This window comes from Pseudomonas sp. TWR1-1-4 (genome assembly GCF_049897165.1).
Taxonomy (GTDB): Bacteria; Pseudomonadota; Gammaproteobacteria; order Pseudomonadales; family Pseudomonadaceae; genus Aquipseudomonas; species Aquipseudomonas canadensis.
The window spans coordinates 366596-392768 of sequence record NZ_JAFCVS010000003.1 but is presented as its reverse complement, the minus strand read 5'-3'; the positions used below and the strand labels follow the sequence as shown (position 1 = coordinate 392768).

At 60.2% G+C, this 26173-nt stretch carries 23 protein-coding genes; 5 read left to right on the top strand and 18 right to left on the bottom strand.

Features of this window, described 5'->3' with window-relative positions; translation table 11 throughout:
* Positions 1-2: 2 nt before the first annotated feature.
* On the bottom strand, positions 3-185 hold the full coding sequence (gene rpmF / locus ACP7C6_RS10200) for a 50S ribosomal protein L32 (protein WP_008152339.1): 183 nt from the start codon (positions 183-185) through the stop codon (positions 3-5).
* A gap of 13 nt (positions 186-198) precedes the next feature.
* Positions 199-729, bottom strand: a complete 531-nt coding sequence (locus ACP7C6_RS10195) for a YceD family protein (RefSeq protein ID WP_010566563.1) — start codon at positions 727-729, stop codon at positions 199-201.
* Positions 730-834: 105 nt separating this feature from the next.
* On the opposite strand from ACP7C6_RS10195, the gene ACP7C6_RS10190 reads away from it, so the two are divergent.
* A complete protein-coding gene (locus ACP7C6_RS10190) occupies positions 835-1413 on the top strand; it encodes a Maf family protein (RefSeq protein WP_028617581.1) in 579 nt (192 codons plus the stop codon).
* Positions 1414-1527: 114 nt separating this feature from the next.
* Here the strand turns inward: ACP7C6_RS10190 and ACP7C6_RS10185 are convergent, their stop codons facing one another.
* The 3 genes from ACP7C6_RS10185 to rluC are packed head-to-tail and all read right to left on the bottom strand — an operon-like array spanning position 1528 to position 4141.
* On the bottom strand, positions 1528-2511 hold the full coding sequence (locus tag ACP7C6_RS10185; RefSeq protein ID WP_028617582.1) for a S49 family peptidase: 984 nt from the start codon (positions 2509-2511) through the stop codon (positions 1528-1530).
* 21 nt (positions 2512-2532) lie between these two features.
* The gene (locus ACP7C6_RS10180) at positions 2533-3195 is read right to left on the bottom strand and encodes an HAD-IA family hydrolase (RefSeq protein WP_068937479.1); all 663 of its coding nucleotides are present in this window, start codon (positions 3193-3195) and stop codon (positions 2533-2535) included.
* Entirely contained in the window at positions 3182-4141 is a 960-nt protein-coding gene (rluC, locus tag ACP7C6_RS10175) for a 23S rRNA pseudouridine(955/2504/2580) synthase RluC (protein WP_028617584.1), read from the bottom strand. Before rluC ends, ACP7C6_RS10180 begins: the two co-directional genes overlap by 14 nt.
* A 768-nt stretch (positions 4142-4909) precedes the next feature.
* Between rluC and rne the strand changes: the two genes are divergently transcribed.
* Complete coding sequence (gene rne / locus ACP7C6_RS10170; RefSeq protein ID WP_426108667.1) at positions 4910-8068, top strand: ribonuclease E; 3159 nt, start codon at positions 4910-4912, stop codon at positions 8066-8068.
* A 103-nt stretch (positions 8069-8171) separates the two neighbouring features.
* On the opposite strand, the gene ACP7C6_RS10165 is transcribed toward rne, so the two are convergent.
* The 3 genes from ACP7C6_RS10165 to ACP7C6_RS10155 form a co-directional block, all read right to left on the bottom strand.
* Complete coding sequence (locus tag ACP7C6_RS10165; RefSeq protein WP_426108666.1) at positions 8172-8762, bottom strand: nucleotidyltransferase family protein; 591 nt, start codon at positions 8760-8762, stop codon at positions 8172-8174.
* Complete coding sequence (locus tag ACP7C6_RS10160; RefSeq protein ID WP_426108665.1) at positions 8759-9745, bottom strand: XdhC family protein; 987 nt, start codon at positions 9743-9745, stop codon at positions 8759-8761. Before ACP7C6_RS10160 ends, ACP7C6_RS10165 begins: the two co-directional genes overlap by 4 nt.
* A gap of 139 nt (positions 9746-9884) precedes the next feature.
* Positions 9885-11216 carry a dicarboxylate/amino acid:cation symporter gene (locus tag ACP7C6_RS10155; protein ID WP_028617588.1) on the bottom strand — a complete coding sequence of 444 codons (1332 nt, stop codon included), beginning with the start codon at positions 11214-11216 and terminating at the stop codon, positions 9885-9887.
* Positions 11217-11555: 339 nt separating this feature from the next.
* Between ACP7C6_RS10155 and ACP7C6_RS10150 the strand changes: the two genes are divergently transcribed.
* Entirely contained in the window at positions 11556-12554 is a 999-nt protein-coding gene (locus tag ACP7C6_RS10150; RefSeq protein WP_028617589.1) for an AraC family transcriptional regulator, read from the top strand.
* Between the two features lie 130 nt (positions 12555-12684).
* On the opposite strand, the gene ACP7C6_RS10145 is transcribed toward ACP7C6_RS10150, so the two are convergent.
* The 3 genes from ACP7C6_RS10145 to ACP7C6_RS10135 are packed head-to-tail and all read right to left on the bottom strand — an operon-like array spanning position 12685 to position 15032.
* Positions 12685-14031 carry an ATP-binding protein gene (locus tag ACP7C6_RS10145; RefSeq protein ID WP_028617590.1) on the bottom strand — a complete coding sequence of 449 codons (1347 nt, stop codon included), beginning with the start codon at positions 14029-14031 and terminating at the stop codon, positions 12685-12687.
* A complete protein-coding gene (locus ACP7C6_RS10140) occupies positions 14028-14705 on the bottom strand; it encodes a response regulator transcription factor (RefSeq protein WP_016973689.1) in 678 nt (225 codons plus the stop codon). Before ACP7C6_RS10140 ends, ACP7C6_RS10145 begins: the two co-directional genes overlap by 4 nt.
* A gap of 18 nt (positions 14706-14723) precedes the next feature.
* Positions 14724-15032 carry a hypothetical protein gene (locus ACP7C6_RS10135; RefSeq protein WP_028617591.1) on the bottom strand — a complete coding sequence of 103 codons (309 nt, stop codon included), beginning with the start codon at positions 15030-15032 and terminating at the stop codon, positions 14724-14726.
* A gap of 147 nt (positions 15033-15179) precedes the next feature.
* On the opposite strand from ACP7C6_RS10135, the gene ACP7C6_RS10130 reads away from it, so the two are divergent.
* Positions 15180-15896, top strand: a complete 717-nt coding sequence (locus tag ACP7C6_RS10130; protein WP_426108664.1) for a 4'-phosphopantetheinyl transferase family protein — start codon at positions 15180-15182, stop codon at positions 15894-15896.
* 81 nt (positions 15897-15977) lie between these two features.
* On the opposite strand, the gene ACP7C6_RS10125 is transcribed toward ACP7C6_RS10130, so the two are convergent.
* Together ACP7C6_RS10125 and ACP7C6_RS10120 are read right to left on the bottom strand one after the other, a co-directional pair.
* On the bottom strand, positions 15978-17588 hold the full coding sequence (locus tag ACP7C6_RS10125; protein WP_028617593.1) for an ATP-binding protein: 1611 nt from the start codon (positions 17586-17588) through the stop codon (positions 15978-15980).
* Positions 17585-18310: a response regulator gene (locus ACP7C6_RS10120; protein ID WP_236318751.1), complete on the bottom strand. Its 726-nt coding sequence runs from the start codon at positions 18308-18310 to the stop codon at positions 17585-17587. The genes ACP7C6_RS10125 and ACP7C6_RS10120 overlap by 4 nt, the downstream gene beginning before the upstream one ends.
* A 553-nt stretch (positions 18311-18863) precedes the next feature.
* Between ACP7C6_RS10120 and ACP7C6_RS10115 the strand changes: the two genes are divergently transcribed.
* Entirely contained in the window at positions 18864-21758 is a 2895-nt protein-coding gene (locus ACP7C6_RS10115; RefSeq protein WP_028617595.1) for a ribonucleoside-diphosphate reductase subunit alpha, read from the top strand.
* An 89-nt stretch (positions 21759-21847) separates the two neighbouring features.
* Here the strand turns inward: ACP7C6_RS10115 and ACP7C6_RS10110 are convergent, their stop codons facing one another.
* The 5 genes from ACP7C6_RS10110 to flgB all read right to left on the bottom strand — a co-directional run bounded on the left by ACP7C6_RS10110 (position 21848) and on the right by flgB (position 26033).
* On the bottom strand, positions 21848-22810 hold the full coding sequence (locus ACP7C6_RS10110) for a hypothetical protein (protein WP_426108783.1): 963 nt from the start codon (positions 22808-22810) through the stop codon (positions 21848-21850).
* A 275-nt stretch (positions 22811-23085) separates the two neighbouring features.
* Positions 23086-24402 (bottom strand): flagellar hook protein FlgE, encoded by a 1317-nt coding sequence (gene flgE, locus ACP7C6_RS10105; protein WP_028617597.1) that lies wholly within the window; start codon positions 24400-24402, stop codon positions 23086-23088.
* Positions 24403-24433: 31 nt separating this feature from the next.
* Complete coding sequence (flgD, locus tag ACP7C6_RS10100; protein ID WP_028617598.1) at positions 24434-25162, bottom strand: flagellar hook assembly protein FlgD; 729 nt, start codon at positions 25160-25162, stop codon at positions 24434-24436.
* Between the two features lie 16 nt (positions 25163-25178).
* A complete protein-coding gene (gene flgC, locus ACP7C6_RS10095) occupies positions 25179-25622 on the bottom strand; it encodes a flagellar basal body rod protein FlgC (protein WP_010208347.1) in 444 nt (147 codons plus the stop codon).
* A 3-nt stretch (positions 25623-25625) separates the two neighbouring features.
* Positions 25626-26033 carry a flagellar basal body rod protein FlgB gene (gene flgB, locus ACP7C6_RS10090; RefSeq protein WP_010208346.1) on the bottom strand — a complete coding sequence of 136 codons (408 nt, stop codon included), beginning with the start codon at positions 26031-26033 and terminating at the stop codon, positions 25626-25628.
* Positions 26034-26173 lie beyond the last annotated feature (140 nt).

Sequence of the window (26173 nt, the reverse complement as noted above, 5' to 3'; positions counted from 1 at the left end):
GATTACTCGTCAGCGCCCTTGTCGATCACTTTACGACCACGGTATACGCCTTCTGGCGATACGTGGTGACGCAGGTGAATTTCACCGGTGGTTTTTTCTACAGACAGAGTGCTCGCCGTCAGGGCATCGTGCGAACGACGCATGTCACGGGCAGAGCGGGATTTTTTGTTCTGCTGAACAGCCATAATTGATTAACTCCTAAACGTTTGGGTCACGCTTTAACTGCGCCAATACACTGAACGGGTTGGACCGCGTTACCTCGTCCTCGCTCGGTTCGGGCTCGTCATCGAGACCCGCCGGCTGCTGGCATTCTTCCGGATGATGAGCAGGCACAATGGGCAAGGCGAGCAGAAGCTCCTCCTCGATCAGTGCATGCAGATCCAAAGGATCTTCGCCCAGTTCCAGCACGTCATAACCTTTCGGCAACGACTGGGTATTCGCACCCTCCTTCACCACAGCATAACTGCACTCGCTGTGGATCGGCAGGGTGACCAGCTCAAGACAACGCTGGCAAACCATTTTGACCTCGGTGTCGATAAAGCTGTGGATTACCACAGACTTACGTTCATCTCGTTCAAAAACGAATTTGGCCTGCACCGTACCGACAGTGTCGGAAAGCGGGTCGCAGAGTCTCTCCAAATCGGCCAGCAGCAACTCACCTTGAAGGGAAGTGCCACGATCAGCCAATTTGCGCGGGTCAACGTGAGGTGGAATCGGGTCATTCAACATAGGCGCAGCATTATAGGGATGCACCCAGCCATGTCAAAGGAAATTCAGCCCTGTGCGTCAGCCGGTCGCCCCGCTAGAATCCCCGACTGCCCTGAGGAGACGCCCATGCTGCCTTTATTACTCGCATCCAGCTCGGTTTATCGCCGGGAATTGCTGAGCCGCCTGCACCTGCCGTTCATCTGCAGCTCGCCGGATATCGACGAGAGCCACCGCGAAAATGAATCCGCCATTGAACTGGTCAAGCGCCTGGCCGAACAGAAAGCCCGTGCACTCGCCGCCAGCCATCCAGGGCATCTGATTATAGGCTCCGACCAGGTCGCGGCACTCGACGGCCGGATCATCGGCAAGCCCCACACCTTCGAGAACGCCCGCCAACAATTGCTGGCGGCCAGCGGCAAGCGCGTCAGCTTCCTCACCGGACTGGCACTGCTGAACAGCGAGACGGGGCACTGCCAGGTCGACTGCGTACCCTTTAGCGTGCACATGCGCGAACTGGATGCTGAACGCATCGAGCGCTATCTGCGGATTGAGCAGCCGTATGACTGCGCAGGTAGCTTCAAGGCAGAAGGATTGGGTGTGAGCCTGTTCCAGAGCACCGAAGGGCCGGACGCGACCAGCTTAGTGGGCCTACCACTGATACGACTGGTCGACATGCTGCTCGCCGAAGGTGTGCAAATCCCCTGAGAACACCACAAAACCACTGTAGGAGCTGGCTTGCCAGCGATAACGGTGGATCAGCCACCGCCAATGCCGGCTGACCCATCGCTATCGCTGGCAAGCCGACTCCTACAGGGTATTTCAGCGTAGGGATGGGCCTTGGAAGCCCATATAGAAGGCCAGCTTCTCCGCCACGCTGGCACCGAGCCGCTTGGAAAAACGATCAAACGGCGATTCCTCAACCGTGAAGTCCACCAGCTCCTTCTCGCCAATCACATCCCGCGCCACCGAACTTGCACTGCCCAGGCCATCGATCAGACCCAGCGGCAACGCCTGCTCGCCCGACCACACCAGGCCGGAGAACAACTCCGGATGATCCTTATCCTTCAGACGATCGCCGCGCCCCTGCTTCACGCTGGCGATGAACTGGCGATGGGTGGTGTCGAGCACGCCCTGCCAGAACTGGGTCTCGTCAGCCTTCTGCGGCTGGAACGGATCAAGGAACGACTTGTGCTCGCCCGACGTGTAGGTGCGACGCTCCACCCCCAGCTTCTCCATGGCGCCGACAAACCCGTAACCGGCCGCCGTCACACCAATGGACCCCACCAGGCTAGCCTTATCGGCGTAAATCTGATCAGCAGCACTGGCGATGTAATAAGCACCCGAAGCCCCCAGGTCGGAAATCACCGCATACAGCTTGATATCAGGGTGCAAGCCACGCAGACGGCGAATTTCGTCATACACATAGCCGGACTGCACCGGACTGCCACCCGGGCTGTTGATGCGCAGGATCACGCCCTTGACCTTGGGGTCTTCAAACGCAGCACGCAGGCTGCTGACGATGTTGTCGGCACTGGCGGACTCCTTGTCGGCAATCACCCCGCGCACTTCGATCAACGCGGTGTAATTGGCGCCACGGGTTGCGCTTTTTTCCATGTCCATCAGCGGGCTGAACAAGGCGAGCATGGCGATAAGCCAGACGAACGTCAGCAGCTTGAAGAAGATCCCCCAACGCCGTGCACGACGCTGCTCCTGAACGCTGGCCAGGAGGGTTTTCTCCAGCAGCTTCCAGCTTTTGTCATCACTGCTTTCAGCCTTTTCGGGCGCTTTCCACTCGTCACTCATGCCATCAACCCCAGCAAAGACTTATCGGACCCGGCCGAGCCAGGCCTGCAATTCGGAAAAATGATCGATCGTCAGACGCGGCTCGTATTGCTGCAAGGCCTCGGCAGCCTGGGCGCCATAACTGACCGCCACGCTGTCCATGCCCGCATTGCGCGCCATCATCAAGTCGAAGGAAGCATCACCCACCATCAAGGCCTGGCGTGGCGACACGCCGCAATGGGCCAGGATCTGCTCCAGCATCAGAGGGTGAGGCTTGCTGGCAGTTTCATCGGCGGCACGGGTGATATCGAAATAATCTTCCCAACCGTGAGCCTTGAGCACACGGTCCAGCCCGCGACGCGCCTTGCCGGTGGCGACGGCCAAGTGATAACCCTCGGCGCGGAACGCCTCCAGAGACTGCACCACACCGTCGAACAAGGGCGAAGGCGTGGCCTCCAGGGCGATGTAGTGATCGGCATAGTGATCACGGAAGGTGACCAGCTCGGCGTCACTGATCTCGGGGTACAAGGTACGAATGGCCTCAGGCAGGCCCAGGCCGATAATGCCCTTGACCGCATGATCGGTGCACAGCGCGTAGCCCGAGCGGGTCGACGCTGCATGCATCGACTCGACAATCCGGCCAATGGAGTTGGCCAGAGTGCCGTCCCAATCGAAAATCAGCAGTTTGTAATCAAGGTGCGACACTCAAGCGCTCCACGGTCTTGGCCCACATTTCATCGACCGGCGCCTGCAGCTTCAACTCGCCACCATCGGGCAGCGGCACGGTGAGCATGTAAGCGTGCAGGAACAGGCGCTTGCCGCCCAGATCGCGAATCTCCTTGGAGAAATCCTCGTCGCCGTACTTGGTATCGCCAGCGATGCAATGACCAGCGTGCAGGGTGTGCACGCGGATCTGGTGGGTACGCCCGGTCACCGGCTTGGCCTCGACCAGGGTGGCGAAGTCACCGAAGCGGCGCAGCACCTTGAACAGGGTCAGGGCCTCTTTGCCCTCCTCGTCCACTTCCACCATGCGCTCGCCGGAACGCAGGTTGCTCTTCTGCAACGGCGCACGGACGCTCTTGATGGAACTGGCCCAGTTACCGCGCACCAGCGCCATGTAGCGCTTGTCCACACCATCGCCACGCAGGGCGGTGTGCAGGTGGCGCAACATGCTGCGCTTCTTGGCGATCATCAGCAGGCCAGAGGTGTCACGGTCCAGGCGATGGACCAACTCCAGCTCCTTGGCGTCCGGGCGCAACTGACGAAAGGCTTCGATCACGCCGAAATTCAGTCCACTGCCGCCGTGAACCGCGATGCCGCAAGGCTTGTTGATCACGATCAGCTTGTTGTCTTCGAAGACAATCGAGGCTTCCAGGCGTTGCAACAACCCCTGCGCCAATGGCACAGGCTCGTCACGCTCCGGCACGCGAACCGGCGGCACACGGACGATATCGCCCGCCTGCAACTTGTACTCGGGCTTGATCCGGCCCTTGTTCACCCGCACTTCACCTTTACGCAAGATGCGGTAAATCAAGGTCTTGGGCACGCCTTTGAGCCTGGCCAGGAGAAAATTGTCGATGCGTTGGCCGGCATATTCCGGCGAGACCTCAAGCAGCTGGACGCTGGGGGTCTGGGGGGCGGTAGTCGTCATGGCGGCGATGATAACAATTTTTTATGGAATTGAAGCACTTAATCATTGCTGCTATAGTCGCGAACGCCGCCAAAAGCGGCCTGGACAGAGGACTTGCGGCAAACTGCCGGCCCTGACCATCGCAATTCATCAGGACGCGAGGCCGTCCTACGGGGCTTTCGCCACCCTGGAAGGCTCAAGATTGTAACAAGCGCAGGTGACATGAGGCCTGAAGCGAGTGCAGAAAGCAGAGTGAATACTCGCGTTCTGCGCCGATATTTACGGCCAGTTCACAAAGTGCAGTCAGTCTTGGACCAGACCACGGCGAATACTTCGGAAACAACGCCTGTTAAGAGCTGAGTGAGAGCGCAACCGCCCACACCTAGTCTTGTTTAGCCATGAGCGTGGACTCCCCATTGGAGAACACGGTAAATGCCAACCCGCTGCGGATTCTGCGCGCGGCAGCACCCGAATTATCAGGGATACGTGTAGGGTGGAGATGCACAACCGTCGGACTGTGTAGCACTAGGCTTATATTTAGACGCTTCATCTCGTCCACAGTCGCCGGTTGATTCCTCCTCCTGACCTTAGCTTTTGTTGAAGTGGTGCCTTTGTCACCACCGCTAACAAGCAGGACGCGTCCGTCGCGATACCGGCCCAATTGGCTGGTTTTTGCTGGACACTGGAGTGGCCAACCACTCTTGACGCACCTGACACCGACCGTGAGAAGTCGTGTGTGCCGAACGCCGTTTCCGGCAGCCCGGAAACCGACGGTACAACATGAAAAGAATGCTGATTAACGCAACTCAACCCGAAGAGTTGCGTGTTGCACTGGTAGATGGCCAACGCCTCTACGACCTGGACATCGAATCCGGTGCACGCGAGCAAAAGAAGGCCAACATCTATAAAGGCCGTATTACTCGCATCGAACCAAGCCTTGAGGCTGCCTTTGTCGATTTCGGCTCCGAGCGCCACGGCTTCCTGCCACTCAAAGAAATCTCCCGCGAATACTTCAAGAAAGCTCCTGAAGGCCGCGTGAACATCAAGGACGTCCTGAGCGAAGGCCAGGAAGTCATCGTCCAGGTAGAAAAAGAAGAACGTGGCAACAAGGGCGCAGCCCTGACCACCTTCATCAGCCTGGCCGGCCGTTACCTGGTCCTGATGCCAAACAACCCACGTGCCGGCGGCATTTCCCGTCGCATCGAAGGCGAAGAGCGCAACGAACTGCGTGAAGCGCTGAACGGCCTGATCGCACCGGCCGACATGGGCCTGATCGTTCGCACTGCAGGCCTGGGCCGCAGCAGCGAAGAAATGCAGTGGGACCTCGACTACCTGCTGCAACTGTGGACCGCTATCAAAGAAGCGTCCCTGGATCGTTCCGCGCCGTTCCTGATCTATCAGGAAAGCAACGTGATCATCCGCGCCATCCGCGATTACCTGCGCCAGGACATCGGCGAAGTGCTGATCGACAGCGTTGAAGCCCAGGACGAAGCCCTGACCTTCATCCGCCAGGTGATGCCGCAGTACGCCAGCAAGATCAAGCTGTACGAAGACAGCGTTCCGCTGTTCAACCGTTTCCAGATCGAAAGCCAGATCGAGACCGCCTTCCAGCGCGTGGTCGAACTGCCTTCCGGTGGCTCCATCGTGATCGACCCGACCGAAGCCCTGGTGTCCATCGACATCAACTCGGCGCGTGCGACCAAAGGCAGCGACATCGAAGAAACCGCCCTGCAGACCAACCTGGAAGCGGCTGAAGAAATCGCCCGCCAGCTGCGCCTGCGTGACATCGGCGGCCTGATCGTGATCGACTTCATCGACATGACCCCGGCCAAGAACCAGCGCGCCGTGGAAGAAAAAGTCCGCGAATGCCTGGAAGCTGACCGTGCCCGCGTACAGGTCGGCCGCATTTCGCGCTTCGGCCTGCTGGAAATGTCCCGTCAGCGCCTGCGTCCGTCCCTGGGCGAGAGCAGCGGCATCGTCTGCCCGCGTTGCAACGGCACCGGCATCATCCGTGACGTTGAATCGCTGTCGCTGGCGATCCTGCGCTTGATCGAAGAAGAAGCCCTGAAAGACCGCACCGCCGAAGTCCGCGCGCAAGTGCCGATCCCGGTTGCAGCGTTCCTGCTCAACGAAAAACGCAACTCGATCACCAAGATCGAACTGCGCACCCGTGCCCGTATCGTCATCCTGCCGAACGATCACCTCGAAACCCCGCACTTCGAAGTGCAGCGCCTGCGTGACGACAGCCCGGAAGCCCACAGCGGCCAGTCCAGCTACGAAATCGCCGCTGCCGCTGCCGAAGTGGAAGAAGTCCAGCCTGCTGCCGCGACCCGCACCCTGGTTCGCCAGGAAGCCGCAGTCAAGACCGCGCCGGCCCGCGCCAACGCACCGGTTCCGACCGAAGTCGCCGCGCCAGTTGCCGCACCGGCCGCCCTGCCTGAGCCAAGCCTGTTCAAAGGCCTGGTGAAGTCGCTGGTCAGCCTGTTCGCCACCAAGGAAGAGCCAGCTGCTCCGGTTGTGGTTGAGAAACCTGCCGCCGAGCGCCCTGCGCGCAACGAAGAACGTCGCAACGGTCGCCAGCAGAGCCGTAACCGCAATGGTCGTCGTGACGAAGAGCGCAAGCCGCGCGAAGAACGTGCACCGCGTGAAGAACGCGCTCCACGCGAAGAACGTGCCCCTCGCGAAGCCCGTGAAGAAACCCCGACTGTAGAACGCGCACCACGCGAAGAGCGTGCACCGCGCACTCCACGTGCCCCACGTGAAGACCGCAAGCCACGTGGCGAGCGTGAAGAACGTGTGCGCGAACTGCGTGAGCCGCTGGACGCAGCCCCTGCTGTAGCCGGCGCCGCCGCTGCTGCTACCGAAGAGCGTCCAGCTCGCCAGCCGCGTGAAGAGCGTGCGCCACGTGAAGAACGCCAACCTCGCGCCCCGCGTGAAGAGCGTCAACCGCGTGCCGAACAAGCCGCTGCCGCCAGCGAAGAAGAAGTGCTGACCGGCGAAGAGCAACTGCAGGAAGACGGTCAGGAAGGCGCCGAAGGCGATCGTCCACGCCGCCGCTCCCGTGGCCAGCGTCGTCGCAGCAACCGTCGTGAGCGTCAACGTGATGCCAACGGCAACGTGATCGAAGGCTCGGAAGAGACCGGCGAGAACGCAGAAGCCGCTACCAGCGAACCGACTGGCGCCGAACTGGCTGCCGGCCTGGCCGTTACCGCTGCGGTTGCCAGCTCGGTCATCAGCGCACCGGCTGAAGCCCAGGCTCACGAACAGGCTGAACGTGCCACTGCTGCTGTTGAAGAAACCGTAGCGGTTGAAGCACCTGCTGCCGAGACCCCAGTGGTTGAAGCGCCGGTTGTTGAAGCGCCTGCAGTTGAAGCGCCAGTCGTAGAGGCTCCGGTTGTCGAAGCCACCACCCCAATCGAAGCGCCGGTTGTTCCGGAAGTGGAAGTTGCCCCGGTTCAAGAAGCCCAGCCAGAAGTTGAAGTGGCAGCGGTTGAGCCCGCCCCAGTGATTGAGCCTCAGCCAGTGGTTGAAGCGGTGGTTGAAGCACCGGTTGTCGAAGCAGCGCCAGAAGTACGTGAAGTTCGCGAAGTTCGTGAAGAACAGACCGCCTTCCAATGGACTGCCGAGCCTGCCGCGCCGGTTGAAGCGCCACAACCTGCCACTGTGGTAGAAGAAGCCCCAGCACCGGTTGCCGAAGTCGTGGTTGCCGAGCCAGCCCCAGTGGTTGAGCCTGCTCCGGTCGTTGAACCTGCGCCAGTGGTTGAAGCGCCGGTGGTTGCCGAAGTTGCCGCCCCCGTGGTTGAAGCAGCACCGGTCAGCGCGCTGACCGAAAACGGCCGTGCCCCGAACGACCCACGTGAAGTGCGTCGTCGTCGCAAGGAAGCCGAAGCCGCCGCAGCTGCTGCCGCAGCACAGGAAGCAGAGCACGAGAGCAAACCTCTCGCCTGATTCGCGCAGCGACTAAAAAGCCCCGCCTGAGTGATCAGGCGGGGCTTTTTATTGACTACGGATACACATTCAACCGTAGGAGCCGGCTTGCCGGCGCCTACAATTAGGGTGGGGAGTAATGTAAAGACTGTGGCAGGTCGACATCCCAGAGCACGCCCGGATCATCAACAGACACTTCACATACCTTCGCCTGCGCAAACAACGGCCTGGCACCACGATCACCTTTCAACGCCATCAGCCCTGGCCCAGATGCCCGGCTAAACGCCACAGGGTGCCCATACTGCCCATCCTGCACCGGCACACTGATGTCACCCCCCTCCAGCCCATCAATCACCCGTTCAACGCTGGACGACCAGATAAACGGCATATCTCCCAGCACCACCAGCCAGCCGTCCGCCGCCGCACTGGCTGCAACCGCCGCCGCAATACTGTCACCCATGCCTGCTGAGCGCAGCAGCAAGACCTTGCAACCGTAGGCCTCTGCCAAGCGAATCACTTCAAGCCGGTCCGGTGAAGTCACCACCCAGCGCTCAACCACAGCTGCCGGCAGACTCATCAGCACCTGCTCGATCACCGGCCGTGTTACGCCATCCAGCCCCACACAATCAGCCAACAACTTATCCTGGTCTACCCCCGCCACGGCACGAAAGCGACTGCCCTGCCCCGCCGCGAGCACAATTGCTGTGACAGTCACTCAGCCACCACCGGCAATGGTTTCTTCTGCATCGGCGCCACACCGTTTTTGATCGCGACAATTTCCGCCATCAGCGACAACGCGATCTCCGACGGAGTGTGGCTGCCGATATGCAAGCCAATCGGCCCATGCAGGCGTGCGATCGCCTCGGAGGACAGCCCCAGCGCAGCGAGGTTTTCCCGGCGTTTCTGGCTATTGACCCGCGAACCCAGTGCGCCGATATAGAACGCCGATGAATTCAGCGCTGTCAGCAAGGCCATATCATCCAGGCGCGGGTCATGGGTGAGGCAGACGATGGCCGTGCGCTCATCGGTCTGGATGTTCAGCACCGCTTCATCGGGCATGCCGGGTACAAAGCGGCCATGCTGCTCTTCCCAGCCGTAGACGAATTCGTCGCGCGGGTCGCAGATCAGCACTTCGAAATCCAGCAAGCGTGCCATTTCCGCCACATAACGCGACAACTGGCCGGCGCCGATCAACAGCAGGCGCCAGCGCGGACCATAGATGGCGCGCAAGCGTTCGCCATCGAAAGTCACGACATCCGTCTTGCTCGCGCTGCCCAAGGTGACCTTGCCGGTGGCCAGGTCAAGCTCGCGTGCGACGATCTGGTGATCTTCACACCGCGCCAGCAGCTCAGACACCCACTCCCACTCGTCCACGCGCTCCTCGGTCAGGCGCAGGGTGCCACCGCATGGCAGACCAAAACGCGCAGCTTCATCGCGGGTCACACCGTAGGTCACCAATTGCACCGGCGGCCCGTCTTCAGGCAAGCGACCATCCTGCAGGCGTGCAATCAAGTCATCCTCGATGCAACCGCCCGACACCGAGCCGATCACCACACCATCGCCGCGCAACGCCAGCATCGCCCCTGGCGGGCGTGGTGCGCTGCCCCAGGTCTGGACCACGCTGTACAACACTACTCGCTGCCCGGCGCGGCGCCATTCGAGCACGCTGCGCAGGACATTCAAATCAACACTGTCCACAAAACCTCCTGCAAGCGTCACAACCGATTCACTTACTGTAAAACAAAAGCAGACAAAGTAATGCGCCAGAAACGCAAACGCCCCGAACCAGTCGGGGCGTTTGTGGGTTGCTGTGGCGTCAGGTCACGCCAGCAGCGGCTTACTTGACGACAGGTGCAGGGCCTTCGGCCACGCCCAGGTCATCCAGCTCGCGGGTTTCCGAGATACCGGTACCGCCGGAGGCCAGCTCGCTTTGCAGCTTGTCGGTGTCCAGTTCCTTGACCCACTTGGCCACAACGATGGTGGCAACCGCGTTACCCACCAGGTTGGTCAGCGCGCGGGCTTCGGACATGAAGCGGTCGATACCCAGGATCAGCGCGAGGCCGGCAACCGGCAGGTGGCCTACGGCCGACAGGGTGGCAGCCAGTACGATGAAGCCCGAACCGGTCACACCTGCAGCGCCTTTGGAGGACAGCAGCAGCACCAGCAGCAGGGTGATCTGGTGGGTGATGTCCATGTGGGTGTCAGTCGCCTGGGCGATGAACACGGCAGCCATGGTCAGGTAGATCGAAGTACCGTCGAGGTTGAAGGAGTAGCCGGTTGGAATCACCAGGCCTACTACGGATTTCTTCGCACCCAGACGCTCCATCTTGATCAGCATGCGTGGCAGTGCGGATTCGGAAGACGAAGTACCCAGAACGATCAGCAGCTCTTCACGGATGTAGCGGATCAATTTGATCACACTGAAACCGTGGGCGCGGCAGATACCACCCAGCACCACCAGCACGAACAGGATGCAGGTGATGTAGAAGCAGATCATCAGCTGACCCAACTGCACCAGGGAACCCACACCGTAGGCGCCGATGGTGAACGCCATGGCACCCAGGGCACCGATTGGCGCGAGCTTCATGATCATGTTGATGATGTTGAACATCACGTGGGCGAAGCGATCGATGAAGTCCAGCACCGGCTTGCCGTAGGCACCCAGGCGGTGCAGGGCGAAACCGAAGATCACCGAGAACATCAGCACTTGCAGGATATCGCCGTTGGCGAAGGCGCCGACGATGGTGTTAGGGATCACATTGAGGATAAAGCCGACGATGCTCTGGTCTTTACCGGCAGTGACGTAGGCCGCCACTTTGGAGGCGTCCAGGGTCGCTACGTCGATGTGCATGCCGGCGCCCGGTTGCACGACGTTTACCACGATCAAGCCGATCAGCAGCGCGATGGTCGAAACGATCTCGAAGTAGAGCAGCGCATAGCCGCCGGTCTTGCCGACCGATTTCATGCTTTGCATGCCAGCGATGCCGCTGACAACGGTGCAGAAGATGATCGGCGCGATGACCATTTTGATCAGTTTGATGAACCCGTCACCCAGCGGCTTGAGGGCCACACCGGTCTGCGGGTAGAAGTGACCGAGCAAAATACCGATAACGATTGCAACGATCACCTGGAAGTACAGGGATTTGTAGATTGGCTGACGAGTCGTCATTGCAAAGTTCCTCAATCGTCCCGTGTGGCAAAGATCCGCCATTGCCCACGACACTTGAATTGCGAACCCTCCTGCACTGGAGGGATTTGTTGTTTGCGAGCCCTGTAGGAACAAGCCTGCGCTGTAATCCCTATCGCAAACGCCGTGCCACTTCGCTGAAAAACCCTGAAGGCCTTTAGACATCAGGGCTTGGGGTTCTGAGGTGCCCCTCCACGCGGCAAAACAGGTGGCGGATTTCCGCCCACTCGTCCAATCCCGTCCTACAATTTGGCGGATATCCGCCTTGTGACCGCATTCGGGGCTGACTACCATCAGCCCCTCCATGGACGAGGCCTTCGCATGCGTGAACGTACCATCGCCAGTCATTACGCCAGGGCGGCCCTCGGCGGGGCGCGTCGGGCCGGCTATGACTACTCGGGCTTGCTGCAGCAGGTGGGCATCACCCCGGAACTGCTTACCGAACCCCGCGCCCGCATCGCGCCGGAGCAGTTCACCCGCCTGCTGCAAATGCTGTGGCTGGCACTGGACGACGAATACCTGGGGTTCGCCGACGGCCCGAGTAAACGCGGCACCTTCGCCATGATGTGCCACGCATTGATCCACTGCCGCACCTTGGAGAAGGCTCTGGAACGCGGTTTATTATTTTATAGCCTATTCCCACAAGGCCCGCGCTGGCAGCTCACACGCGAAGGCGAAATGGCCCGCTTGAGCCTGGACGACTCGCAGTTGTGGGACCCGGATCATTTCTTGAGTGAGTGCCTGCTGGTGATCTGGCATCGACTGGGCAGTTGGCTGATCGGCCAACGTATCCGGCTGCATCAGGCCACTTTCAGCTACCCAATGCCGGCGCACGCCGGTGAATATGACCTGCTGTTTCCCTGTGTCCAGGTATTCGGTGCACCGAACAGCAGCCTGGTGTTTCCCGCACGCTATTTGAACCTGCCGTTGTTGCAGGACGAACGCACCCTCAAGCACTTCCTCGAGCGCTCACCCGCCGACTTGCTCTCTCGGCCGGATGAAGGCGACAGCTTGAGTAGCCAGATACGCCGCTTGCTCAGCCGCGACCGGACGCCCTGGCCGGACCTGGAAGCCGTCGCCCAGCACCTGCATATCAGCCCGCAGACCCTGCGCAGGCATTTGCGTGAAGAAGGCAGCAGCTTTCAGGCGCTCAAGGATGAGTTGCGGCGGGACATCGCCATCTATCATTTGGGCCGGGCGGATTTGTCGCTGCAGGAGATTGCCGAACAGCTCGGGTTTTCGGAACCGTCGGCGTTTCATCGGGCGTTCAAGAAGTGGACGGGGCTGACGCCGGGGGCTTACCGGGCCCAAGAGAGTTAGAGGAAAAAGTTATCTCTGTGGTGAGCGGGCTTGCCCCGCGCTGGGCTGCGAAACAGTCCCATATCAGACATCGCTATTAGGGCCGCTTCGCGCCCCAGCGCGGGGCAAGCCCGCTCACCACAAAAACCGATCAAACGGCGGGGAAGTGAATCTTGAACGCGGCGCCGCCCAGAGGCGAATCACCCAAGGTCAGCCGAGCGCCATAACTTTCAATGATGTCCTTGACCACCGCCAAGCCGATACCCTGCCCCGGATGTTGGCGGTCCAGCCGTTCACCTCGCTGCAGAATCCTTGCACGCTGATCCGGCGGCACGCCAGGACCATCATCTTCAATACACAGCTCACTGCCTTCGAGGTTTTCCACGAAGCTGATGCGCACTTCGCTCAAACACAGGCGGTAGGCGTTTTCCAGCAGGTTACCGAGCAACTCCAGCAAGGCGCCCTTCTCGATCGGCACGTCGCATGCTTGCGGCAGTTCAAAGGACACTGTGACGCCTTTGTCGCGGTAGACCTTGTCCAGCGTGTCGCACAGGCTTTGCAGCACCGGTTCCAGCCGCACCTGGTGACGCACCAGGCCGCTTTTACGCAGGCTGGCGCGCTGCAACTGGTAACTGATCTGCTGGCTCATGCGCTCGATCTGCGATTGCAGCACCCAGGCCTGGTCGCGGTCTTCCGGGCGCTGGGCCATGTCTTCGCTCACACCTTGCAGTACGGCGAGCGGGGTTTTCAGGCTGTGGGCCAGGTCGTCGAGGGAGTCACGGTAACGCGCCCGTTGCTCACGCTCGCTGTGCAGCAAACGGTTGAGGGAGCCGGTAAGGCGCAGCAGTTCGCGAGGGTGTTGTTCGGACAGGCTCTCGCGGGTGCCGCCTTCGATCTGGTCAAGTTCCTGGCTCAGCCGCCGCAGGGCTTGCAACCCCCAGGTCAGACCCAGCCAGAGCAAGGTCAGCAGCACCAGCAACGCGGCGCCAAAGCCCAGGTAGAGATTTTCGCGCAGGCCCTCGAGGGTCAGTTGGTATTCGCGCACCGGTTGCAGGGCAACGATACTGAACGCTGCACTCTTGCCGCCCAGCAACCTGACCTCGACGTCGTAGACGAAGAATTCCTGGCCGTTGGCCTCACGGATCCGCGCAAATTCATTGCCGCGCCCGTCGTAGCGCGGCTTGTAGTTGATGTTTTCTTCCTTGGTCGCCCGCGAACGCCACACCAAGTGACCTTCACGGTCATAGATGTAGCCGAGCAAGCGGCTGTCGGTGAGGTTGAAGCGCTCATCCGGCAACTGCGCCGGCATCAACAGGCGGTTGTTTTCCACCCGCGCGGCCGAGATCAGCGTCGTGACGTCCGATGCCAGGCGTTGCTCGATGGAATCCTGCAACGCCAGGCTGAACGCCCCTTGCATCGCCGGCAACAAACCCAGCATGAACAGCACGGCCAGGGTGGCGGCCGCCAGCATCAAGCGCACGCGTAGCGAGCGAATCAACGGCAGCGCTCATTGAACAGGTAACCCAGGCCACGCACGGTGTCGATCGGCTTGAACCCGGCCGGGCCTTCCAGCTTGCGGCGCAGGCGACCGACCAGCACTTCAATCACGTTCGGATCACGCTCGTCATCATCGGGGTAGAGTTGTTCCATCAAACGGTCCTTGGCCACCACTTGCTGGTGATGGCGCATCAGGTACTCAAGGATTCGGTATTCGTAGGCCGTCAGCGCCAAAGGCTGTTCGTCGAGGGACGCCTGCTTGCGGTTGAGGTCCAGCAGCAGCGGGCCCGCGACAATCGTCGACTGGGTAAACCCGCTGGAGCGGCGCAGCAAGGCGTTCATCCGCGCCTCCAGCTCTTCGAACTGGAACGGCTTGACCACGTAGTCGTCGGCACCGGCCGCCAGGCCTTCGACCTTGTCCTGCCAATTGCCACGGGCGGTGAGGATCAGGATCGGGAAGGTCTTGGCCTGGGTGCGAAGTTGGCGGATCAGGTCCAGGCCGCCCATGCCGGGCAGGCCCAGGTCGATGATCGCCAGGTCATGGTTGAACTGGCCGGTCTGGTACAGGGCCTCTTCGGCATTGGCCACGGCCTCCACCACGTGCCCGCTGTCGGTCAGGCGGGTCAACAGGTGATGACGCAGCAGCGCCTCATCTTCTACCACCAGCAATTTCATAAGGCTCTCCAAAGCAAATCAACTGTCCGACAGAGGGATATCATAGCGGCCCTGCAGGTCTTGCGGGCGCAATTGAATGCCATTGAACTGGCCGGTCAGGTGTTCATAGCCGGCGCGATAGGCCGGCTGCGGGGTTGCCAGGCCCAGGGACTGGCCCCAGGGCGTGGGCTGGCTGGCAGATTCTTCGAAACTGACACGCTGGATCAAAGTGCTGGATTTCTTGGTTTTCTCACCGCCGAATGCGGCGAAGGCACCGTCTGCGGCCTGGGCCCCCGTGGCGGCACTGAGCATGGTCAACGCCAACATCAGCTGTTTGATCGCAGTCATGGTGTTACCTCTATGCGTTTGGCTGTTGCCCTTGGGTATGAATCCAGACTACGCAGGCGCCCCTGAACTCCCCCTGAACGAGCTCTGAACCTCGCCTGAACCGCAGCGGGCTATCCTGTTTTGCATCAACTCGGCAAAATACCGCCCATGAACTCCCTACCCGCTTGCTGCACCCCACTCGACACCCATTGGCCGCTGCCCGAATCCTTGCCCGGCACGGTGTTTCTCAGCACGCGCTTTGACCCCGCCTTATTAACGGCCGGCGATTTCCAGCGCAGCGCCGTCCCGCCCCCGGCCAGCATCCAGCGCTCAGTAGCCAAGCGCCAGGCCGAATTCCTGGCCGGCCGACTGTGCGCCCGCGCCGCGCTGCACCAACTCGATCACCTCAACTACATCCCCGCCATCGGTGAAGACCGCGCGCCGGTGTGGCCTGCGCATATCTGTGGTTCCATCACCCACAGCACCGGGCATGCGGCCGCGATTGTCGCGCACAAGGCGCAATGGCGTGGGCTGGGGATGGACCTGGAGACTGTGCTGAGCCTGGAGCGGGCGGAGCGATTGGCGGGAGAAATTCTTACTGCCGATGAACTGCAGCGTCTGGCCGCCTTGCCGAGGGAGCAGATTGCACAATTGGTGACATTGACGTTTTCGGCCAAGGAGAGCCTGTTCAAGGCGCTCTACCCGATTGTGCAGAAGCGCTTCTACTTTGAGCATGCCGAGGTGATGGAGTGGAGTGAGGCCGGGTATATAAGGCTGCGACTGCTGACGGACTTGTCCGAGGAGTGGTGCCATGGCAAGGAATTGGCAGGGCAGTTTGCAGTTGATGATGGGCAGCTGTTGAGCCTGGTGGCTGTCGGCGCCTGATAGGGCGCTAGTGCCGGCAAGCCGGCTTCTGCATTTGGAATGCATTTTCCTGTAGGAGCCGGCTTGCCGGCGATAGCAGTATCAGGGTTTCTCCTGATCCCTCGGCCAACTCAGGCTAAAGCACGCCCCACCCAAATTGTTGCTCTTGCCAATCAATGCCCGCCCGCCGTGCCAGTAGATAATCCGCCGCACGATCGACAACCCCAACCCGTGCCCGCCAGACGCACGAGTGCGGCTGTCGTCCAGGCGCAGGAACGGCGTGAAGATCCGCTCCCAGGCACTCTCAGGCACACCGGGACCATCATCTTCGACATCGATGCGGCAGCGCACCTGGCCCACCTGATAACTGATCAGCACCTGGCCCTGGGCATGGCGCATGGCATTGCTCACCAGATTCTGCAGCGCACGGTGCAGGTAACGCGGCTCGGCGTCGACCCAGGCATCGTCCAAGTGCGCCGACGACAGGCAAATACCCCTGCTCACGTTGACTTGCGGACGCAGTGGCGATAATTCGCCTATCACCTGATCGAGCAGCGCATCGAGGTCGACCCGCTGGAAATTCAGCTCCGGCGAGCCTTGTTCCAGGCGCGCATACGTGAGCATTTCATCGACCAGGCCATCGAGGTCCTGGATATCGCTGTCCATGCCCTCCAGATATTTACGCCGCGCCTCGGCCGTGGTGGCATCGCCGACCATTTCCAGGCCGAAACGCAAGCGCGCCACCGGCGTGCGCAGTTCGTGGGACACCGCGCGCACCAGCTCACGCTGGATCGCCAGCAACTGCTGCAAGTGCTCAGCCATGCCATTGAAGGCTGCGGCCAGACGCCCCACCGAGTCAGCGCCACGGGCAGGCACACGTACTTCCAGGTTGCCCTTGGCGATGCGGGTGGCGGCGGCTTCCAGGCCGCGCAGCCGCCGCTCAAGCTGACGCACCAATAGATAGACGATCAAACCAATCAGGGTCAGGCCGATCAAAGCGATCAGGATCAGCCATTGCGGCGGGTAAGGGTTCATCTGATACAGCGGCCCGAGTTCCAGCACCCACGGCGTACCGACCATGCCGGCAAACACGCGGATCGAGTCGCCGCCCTTGCCCAGGGCCATCACCGTGTCGCCTTCCGAGACACGGCGGCGCTGGTCTTCGTCCATGTCGGCCTGGTCGAGGGTCATCAGGTGCATGTCGAAGCCAAACCCCTTGGCTTCTTTTATATCCGCCAGGCGCTGCGGCTGTTCAGCCACCGGAAAGCGCACCAGTTCGTCGGCAAGCAGGTAGATAGTCGCACGTGCCAGCTGTTCGCTGATCTGCTGCACTTCGCCCGTAAGCACCAACTGCGACTGATCACTGACCAAGCGCAGCACCCGTGCGGCATGAGGCCCGGTCTGCTCCACCAGCACCTGGCCGCGTTGCAGGCGATTGCGCTGGCTCAAGTCCAGTTGTGCCTCGGCCAGGGGGCGCAGGTCCAAGGGAATGCCGAGCAAGCGCTCCCACACGGCCAGGGCGCGCTGGCGTTCGATGGGGCTCATGGGTTGCAGGTTGTCGCCCATCAAGGCGAAGGTGCCGTGGGCCAGGCGCTCGCGGTATTGGCCGCTACGCACCTCGTTGAGCAAGTGCAGGGCCAGCACGCCGAGCAACGCCACCAGAATCAGCGCTGCGCACATGCCGCCGTAGATGCGCAGGAAGATCGAGTTCACAGCGGCATGTCGGCGGCGGCTTCGGGGACGAACAGGTAGCCCTTGCTGCGAATGGTCTTGATCAGGCGCGGATGAATCGGATCGTCACCTATCTTGGGGCGGATACGTGAGATACGCACATCGATGGAGCGGTCCTGGCCGTCGTAGCCGATGCCGCGCAGGGCGATGAAAATTTCTTCGCGGGACAAGATCCGCCCGGCATTGGCCACCAGCAGCCATAAAAGGTCGAACTCGGCGCTCGTCAGCTCGATACCGGCATTGTTCAACCAGGCTTCGCGCAGGGCGTTGTCCACCACCAGAGGACCGAATTGCAGGCGACGCTGGTTCTCCACGACAGCCGGTTCCGCCGGTTCGCTGCGCCGCAGCAAGGCCTGGATGCGTGCCAGCAACAGGCGCGGGCGCACAGGCTTGCACACGTAGTCGTCGGCGCCCATGTCCAGGCCCAGTACCTGGTCCATGTCATCGGTCCGCGCGGTGAGCATCAGGATCACGCCGTCATAGCGCTCGCGCACCTTGCGGCAGATGCTCAAGCCGTCTTCGCCGGGCAGCATCAGGTCGAGGATCACCAGGTCCGGCTGCTCGTCGATGATGCGCTCCGCTGCCAGGGCGCCATCGCCTTCCACGGACACCTGCAGGCCATTGCCCTCCAGATACTCACGGGTCAATTCGGCCAATCGCTGGTCGTCTTCGACTATCAATACCTGCCAGGCTTCTTGCTCCACGGGTGACCTCAATGTCTGTCATAAAAGGCGGGCATGATCTGGGTAACTGCGTAGCCCGATACGGCCGATTGTAGCCACGGGCCAACCCTCAAACACAAGCCGGGAAATCCATTCGGTGATCACGTTTTTTTGTGATAGGGTTCGCGCCCTTCGAAAATGGGCAGGTTGTTTTAAGCCCGAAACATTTAATGACAAACGGCGTAATCCAGCAGCAGTGCGGCCTACGCACCCATTCAACCTTTCTTACACATTTTACCCACAGCGTTATCCACAGGTTACTGCGTTGCTAACCCCTCGAAAACGCATTATCTTGTACCTCGGCACTGGAGAAGACCCTACATGTGGGGTTTTTGAAGAAAGCGCCCAACCACACAAGTGGCAAGAAATTCAAGCGTTTTATTGCTAGCGCAGCATGGAACCAACCGATTTTCAGTAGACCAAACCGCTCACGCGGATGGCAGCTGTTTCCCATCCCCGATATGGAAAACGGTACGGGTGTTGCAGGAAGAGCCTGGCACTCGCAATCAAATATAGAACGTGGAGACAACCCCCCATGCAAACCGACACAACTCGCGAGAACCCGCAAGGCTCCGTGCCGCAGGCCGCCGATTCGAACCTGGATCTGTCCGCCACCGCACCTGGCCAATTGCGCGTGATCAAGCGTAACGGCACTGTCGTTCCTTACACCGATGACAAAATCACCGTCGCCATCACCAAAGCGTTTCTTGCAGTTGAAGGCGGCACCGCTGCTGCCTCGTCGCGCATCCACGACACCGTTGCCCGCCTGACCGAACAAGTCACCGCGACCTTCAAGCGTCGCATGCCTTCGGGCGGCACCATCCATATCGAAGAAATCCAGGACCAGGTCGAACTGGCCCTGATGCGTGCCGGCGAGCAGAAAGTTGCCCGCGACTACGTGATCTATCGCGACTCGCGCGCCAAGGAACGTGCCGTACGTTCCCCGGCCGAAGAAGCCGCCGTACAGGCTCACCCGTCGATCCGCATCACCCTGGCCGACGGTAGCTTTGCACCGCTGGACCTGGGCCGCCTGAACACCATCATCACCGAGGCCTGCGAAGGCCTGGAAGAAGTCGATGGTGACCTGATCCAGCGCGAAACCCTGAAAAACCTGTACGACGGCGTGGCCCTGACCGACGTCAACACCGCCCTGGTGATGACCGCCCGTACCCTGGTTGAACGTGAGCCGAACTACTCGTTCGTGACCGCGCGCCTGCTGATGGACACCCTGCGTGCCGAAGGCCTGGGCTTCCTGAAAGTCGCCGACAGCGCCACCCACCACGAAATGGCCGACCTGTACGCCAAGGCCCTGCCGGCCTACATCGCCAAGGGTATCGAATTCGAATTGCTGAACCCGGTCCTGGCCACCTTCGACCTGGAAAAACTCGGCAAGGCGATCAACCACGAGCGCGACCAGCAGTTCACGTACCTGGGCCTGCAAACCCTGTACGACCGTTACTTCATCCACAAGGACGGTATCCGCTTCGAACTGCCGCAAGTGTTCTTCATGCGCGTGGCCATGGGCCTGGCGATCGAAGAGAAGCAGAAAGAAGACCGTGCCATCGAGTTCTACAACCTGTTGTCGTCCTTTGACTACATGTCGTCGACCCCGACCCTGTTCAACGCCGGCACCCTGCGTCCACAGCTGTCCAGCTGCTACCTGACCACCGTGCCGGATGACCTGTCGGGCATCTACCACGCGATCCACGACAACGCCATGTTGTCCAAATTCGCTGGCGGCCTGGGTAACGACTGGACCCCGGTGCGCGCACTGGGTTCGTACATCAAGGGCACCAACGGCAAGTCCCAGGGCGTTGTTCCGTTCCTGAAAGTCGTGAACGACACCGCCGTTGCGGTCAACCAGGGCGGCAAGCGCAAAGGCGCTGTCTGTGCCTACCTGGAAACCTGGCACATGGACATCGAAGAGTTCATCGAGCTGCGTAAGAACACCGGTGATGACCGTCGTCGTACCCACGACATGAACACCGCCAACTGGATCCCTGACCTGTTCATGAAGCGTGTCTTCGATGACGGCAAGTGGACTCTGTTCTCGCCATCCGAAGTGCCGGACCTGCACGACCTGACCGGTAAAGCCTTCGAAGAGCGCTACGAGTACTACGAAGCCCTCACCGAGTACCCAGGCAAGGTCAAGCTGTTCAAGACCATCCAGGCCAAAGACCTGTGGCGCAAAATGCTGTCCATGCTGTTTGAAACCGGCCACCCATGGCTGACCTTCAAAGACCCGTGCAACCTGCGCAGCCCGCAGCAGCACGTGGGCGTGGTCCACAGCTCGAACCTGTGCACCGAGATCACCTTGAACACCAACAAGGACGAGATCGCCGTTTGCAACCTGGGCTCGATCAACCTGCCGAACCACATCGTCAACGGCAAGCTGGACACCGCCAAGCTGGAACGTACCGTCAACACCGCCGTGCGCATGCTCGATAACGTGATCGACATCAACTACTACTCGGTGCCACAGGCGCAGAACTCCAACTTCAAGCACCGTCCCGTGGGCCTGGGCATCATGGGCTTCCAGGACGCGCTGTACCTGCAGCACATTCCATACGGTTCGGACGCGGCGGTCGAGTTCGCCGACAAGTCCATGGAAGCGGTCAGCTATTACGCGATCCAGGCTTCCTGCGACCTGGCCGACGAGCGCGGTGCCTACGAGACGTTCCAGGGCTCGCTGTGGTCCAAGGGCATCCTGCCGCTGGATTCGCAACAGATCCTGATCGAGCAACGTGGCCAGAAGTACATTGATGTTGACCTGGAAGAATCCCTGGACTGGGCGCCAGTACGTGCCCGTGTGCAGAAAGGTATTCGTAACTCCAACATCATGGCCATCGCACCGACCGCGACCATCGCCAACATCACCGGCGTATCGCAGTCGATCGAACCGACTTACCAGAACCTGTATGTGAAATCGAACCTGTCGGGCGAATTCACCGTGATCAACCCGTACCTGGTCCGCGACCTGAAAGCCCGCGGCCTGTGGGACTCGGTCATGATCAACGACCTGAAGTACTACGACGGCTCCGTGCAGCAGATCGAGCGCATCCCGCAAGAACTCAAAGAGCTCTACGCGACGGCCTTCGAAGTGGACACCAAGTGGATCGTTGACGCCGCCAGCCGTCGTCAGAAGTGGATCGACCAGGCTCAGTCGCTGAACCTGTACATCGCCGGCGCTTCGGGCAAGAAGCTCGACGTGACCTACCGCATGGCGTGGTACCGTGGCCTGAAAACCACTTACTACCTCCGTGCCCTGGCCGCGACCAGCACCGAGAAGTCGACCATCAACACCGGTAAGCTGAACGCGGTTTCCAGCGGCAACCACGGTGATGATTCGGTACTGGCTGCTCCAGCCGGCCCGGCCCCAGTGCCAAAGGCTTGCGCGATCGATGAGCCGGATTGCGAAGCTTGCCAATAAGCTGAGCCGGTCCCGGGCCTAACTGCCCGGGATCGAGTAAAACCGATAAGGCCTGTACTCACAGGGCTTATCGGTTTTTTTATGAGCGATCATTTAAACGTGTACGCATTACCCGGCCGTGGCGCGCCACCCCGCCGTCCCCAAAGCTCTATGCTGCCCTCTATCACAGCCATCGAATGGCCACCGTAATCCACGACGCCTAACTTACCGCTTGCGAGTTCAGCGCTCGAAGAGCTCCGGTAAAAACCGTTCAACCCAAGCCTATTCAGCGCCTCCCAGCCCATTTCGCCATTGTTCAAACTCTGCATCGCATGGGCAAAGCTCTGTTTTGCAGTATTGGTATTGTCGTCGAACCCATTGCCCTCTTTCTGCGCTCGCTTGGCACTTGCCGCGTACATGAAGTTAGCATCGGTCATCATGGCCGGATCATCTCCTTGGAACTGCGCATACCTTGCAGCCTGCTTCAATTCGTCCTTAGACAGATGCAGCTCGAACCCATCTCGCATCTTCACGTCATAACCGTCGCCCGCTTGCCGCACGTCCTTGAAGACATCGGTGGGTTTCTGACCAAACTTCATCATGGCGGCCTTTATGGCTGAAACGGTGACACAGTTCCCATCCGGCCCCTGCTTGAAACCACTCCAGATGTTGCCATCTCCCTTGCCGACACCCGGCCTCTTGCCGGGATTACTGTGATCAGGTTTGTAGTCAAAGTGGCGCGCCCCTTCACTGAAGGGCTTGTTGGTCATGGGCTCACTGCCGCCAAAATCACGCGGGTTGACCCTGCGACCGCCGCTGCCTCCCGGTGATGGCAGAGGTGGCGCTACGTCGTCGTCGTCCTCCGGAAACAACGCTCTCAGCAGCCGTTTGAGAAACTCAAGAAACGGCTGATTCGCCTCTTCGATCAGCGTGTTCAGGATTGTCTTGAATTTTTCATCACCCAGTTGCTCACGCAGCCTGTTCAATTTATCGCGCGTGTCTTGAACCGTTTGATTCTTGCCGGTTTGCTGCGCATCAAACAGTTCGTTAAGAAGCTGCTTCGCCGCAATCATTTGCGCAACGGGCGTGACGGGCGCTGACTCCCCTCGGGCTACGATGCCTATCGGAACAGCACGCCCGCCACCTGCCCCGTAAATACCTGCAGCACTCCACATACGCTCCCCCATTGATTGGTGAACCTCTTGGGCTCTGCTCCGATCAGTGGCAAGACAGGGACTGGGCGTTCCTCATCAAGCAATTCAACGCGAAAACTCAGTGGTTGCAGGTTCTTTTCTCACGCCCACAAAAAACCCCTCTTACGAGGGGTTTCTTGTGGAGCGCTACCGCATCACGTCATCTGAATGATGGTCTGCATGATGGTGCTCTGGGTGGAGATGGTCTTGGCGTTCGCCTGATAGTTGCTCTGCGCTTTGATCAGGTCCACCAGCTCGTTGGTCAGGTTGACGTTGGAGTTCTCCAGGGAGTTGGCCACGATCGAGCCCAGGGTGCCGGCTTGCGGGGTGTCATAACCTGGCTGGCCCGAAGCGAAGGTCTCTCTCCAGGTGGTTCCGCCAGCCGGCTGCAGGCCTTGTTCGTTGTTAAAGCTGGCCAGGGAGATCTGGCCGATGGCCTTGCTCTGCTGGTTGCTGAACGTTGCGAACAGTACGCCGCTGCCGTCGATTTTCAGGCCGGTGATCTGGCCGGTGGCGTAGCCATCGGTGACCGGTGGGTTACGGTAAGTGGCCGAGTTGTACTGGGTGATGTTGGCCATGTTGACGGCGATGCCGGCCGGGTTCGCATCAGCACCATTTTTCTTCCACACACCATCGGTCACGGTGCCAGGGACCCAACCGGTGATGGTCAAGGTCTTGTTGGAAACAGTACCCGTCACGACGCTGGTGAGTTTGCCGGCACCGTCAAAGCTCAATGTCGACGGTACTGGCGCCTTCACATCGGCACCGGTGCCGAAAGGAGGTGAACCGTCCGGGTTGCGGCCGTCAATCAGCGTATAGGCATTCCACTTGTTGCCGTCGGTTTTCACCAGGTATTGCACCATTGGGTGTGCATTGCCCTGGGAGTCGTACAAGGTGGTGCTGTACTGGGTGGTAAAGGTGCTGGTGTCGTTCGGGTTGAACGGCTTGGCCGCCTGGTCGATCACCGGCTCCGAAGAGTTCAGGTTACTGGTGGAGTCCACTTTGGTGGACGCCTTGGGCGGCAGGTTCGACAGGTTCAGTTGCAGGTCGGTCAGGCCGCCCTTGATGATCTTGCCATCCGCATCCGCCGCATAACCTTGCAGGCGCGAGGTGCCAGTGTTGTTGGTGATGTAGCCGTCTTTGTCGGCACGGAAGGCACCGCTACGGGTGTACTCCAGCGAACCGTCACTGCCCTTCTGCACGAAGAAGCCGCCGCCCTGGATCGCCATGTCCAGGATGCCGCCGCTACCGTTCACGTCACCTTGGGTGAACTGCTGGGATACCGCCGCCAGGTTCACACCGTTACCGATGCTGTTCTGGCCGGTGCCCAGCTTGGAGGCCGCGTAGATGTCGGCGAATTCCGCACGGGACGACTTGAAGCCAGTGGTCGCGACGTTGGCGATGTTGTTGCCAGTCACGTCCAGTTGTTTGTTGGCCGCATAGAGGCCGCTAAGGCCGATGTTAAAAGACATGTTTCTCTCCCTCTGCCGTATTTAGCCGGCTCTATGTACCGATAGTCTGAATTTGCGACAGCTTGACGCTGCCCATGCCGCCAGCCAGGTTCAACAGCATTTCGCCGCCGGTCTTGCTCAAGGTCACGCTCGTTACCGTTGCTGGCAGCGAAGTGGTCAGGGCAACGGCGTCGCCCTTGTCATTCTTGGTGGTGGCATTGAAGGTGTAGGTGCCCGCAGGAGCGACCTCGCCCTTCTCGTTCTTGCCATCCCAGATAAAGCTCTGACTGCCGACAGCCTGGGCGCCCATTTCGATGGTGCGCACCAGGTTGCCGTCTTTGTCGGTGACCTTGACGGTGACGTTGCCCGTCGCCGTTTTCACATCCACCGAACCGGTCATGCTCTTGCTGGTATCCACCATGGCCTTGTCGGTCTGGATGATGATCGAGCGGCCTACCAGCGACGATGCCTGCAGCGCTTGCGACGAGCTGAAGTTGCTGGAGATCGCATTCACCGAGTCATTCAGCGTATTGATGCCCTCCAGGCTGCTGAACTGCGCCAACTGAGCCACGAACGCGCCGTTGTCTTGCGGCGACAGAGGGTTCTGGTTCTTCAGCTGGGTAACCAACAGTTGCAGGAACGCATCCTTGCCCAGCGACTGCTTGCCGGTCGCGGCCTTGGAAGCGTCGCCCAAGCTGCTGGCGTTGTCTGTGGCGGTCTTGACCTTGGAATTGAAAAGGTCCTGGACTGGCGTGTTGTTACTCGTATCAACAATGGCCATTATTTGGCGCCCCTTATCACTGACCCAGGGTCAGGACCTTCTGCATCATGGTTTTGGCGGTGTTCATCATTTCCGCGTTGGTCTGGAACGAGCGGCTGGCGGAAATCATGTCGGCCATTTCCTCGACCACGTTGACGTTGGGGTAATAGACATAACCCTTTTCGTTCGCGGCGGGATGGTTGGGTTCGTAACGGGCTTCAAGGTTGCTCTGGTCTTCGACCACACCGAGCACTTGCACGCCGGAGCCTGCTGCACCCTGGTCCTGGAACAACGAATCGCTGCCGCCCGCCTGGCCGCCCTGGAACATGGTGGCGAACACCGGGTGGCGGGCGCGGTAGGTTTGGTCAATGCTCGAAGACACGGTCTCGGCGTTGGCGATGTTACTGGCGACGGTGTTCAAACGCGTGGTCTGCGCGCTCATGCCACTGCCGGCAATATTGAAAACACTGGACAGGGACATGGCTTACTCTCCACGCAGGGCTGACATCAGCCCTTTGAATTTGCTGTTAAGCAGGGTGAAGCTGGCTTGGAAGTTCACCGAGTTCTCGGCGTAGGCCGATTGCTCCAGCTGCGCGTCGACGGTGTTCTGGTCGATCGAGGGCTGCATCGGCGTGCGATACAGCAACGACTCGTCACCATTGCTCAGGCCTTGGGCTTCGATATGACGGCTGTTGGTCATGTTCAAGGCGAAGGTGCCGTTCTTGGTCTTGTCCTGCTGTGCAGCGAGCACGGCGGAAAAGTCCAGGTCCCGAGCCTTGTAGTTCGGGGTGTCGGCGTTGGCAATGTTGTTGGCCAGGACTTCGGCACGCTGGGCGCGGAAGCCCAGGGCTTGTTCGTGGATACCGAGCGCTTTATCGAAGCTGATGCTCATGGTGGAAACCTTTAAGGGCTGACCTGCTTTTCGTTAACTGGGTTATAGCAAGGTGTGTGCCAGTTTGTGGGAAGCCCGTATTTAAAGGGCTTGGGGGCGGATTGCCGGGCGGCAATGCCAGAAAAGCGGCAACGGGTTTC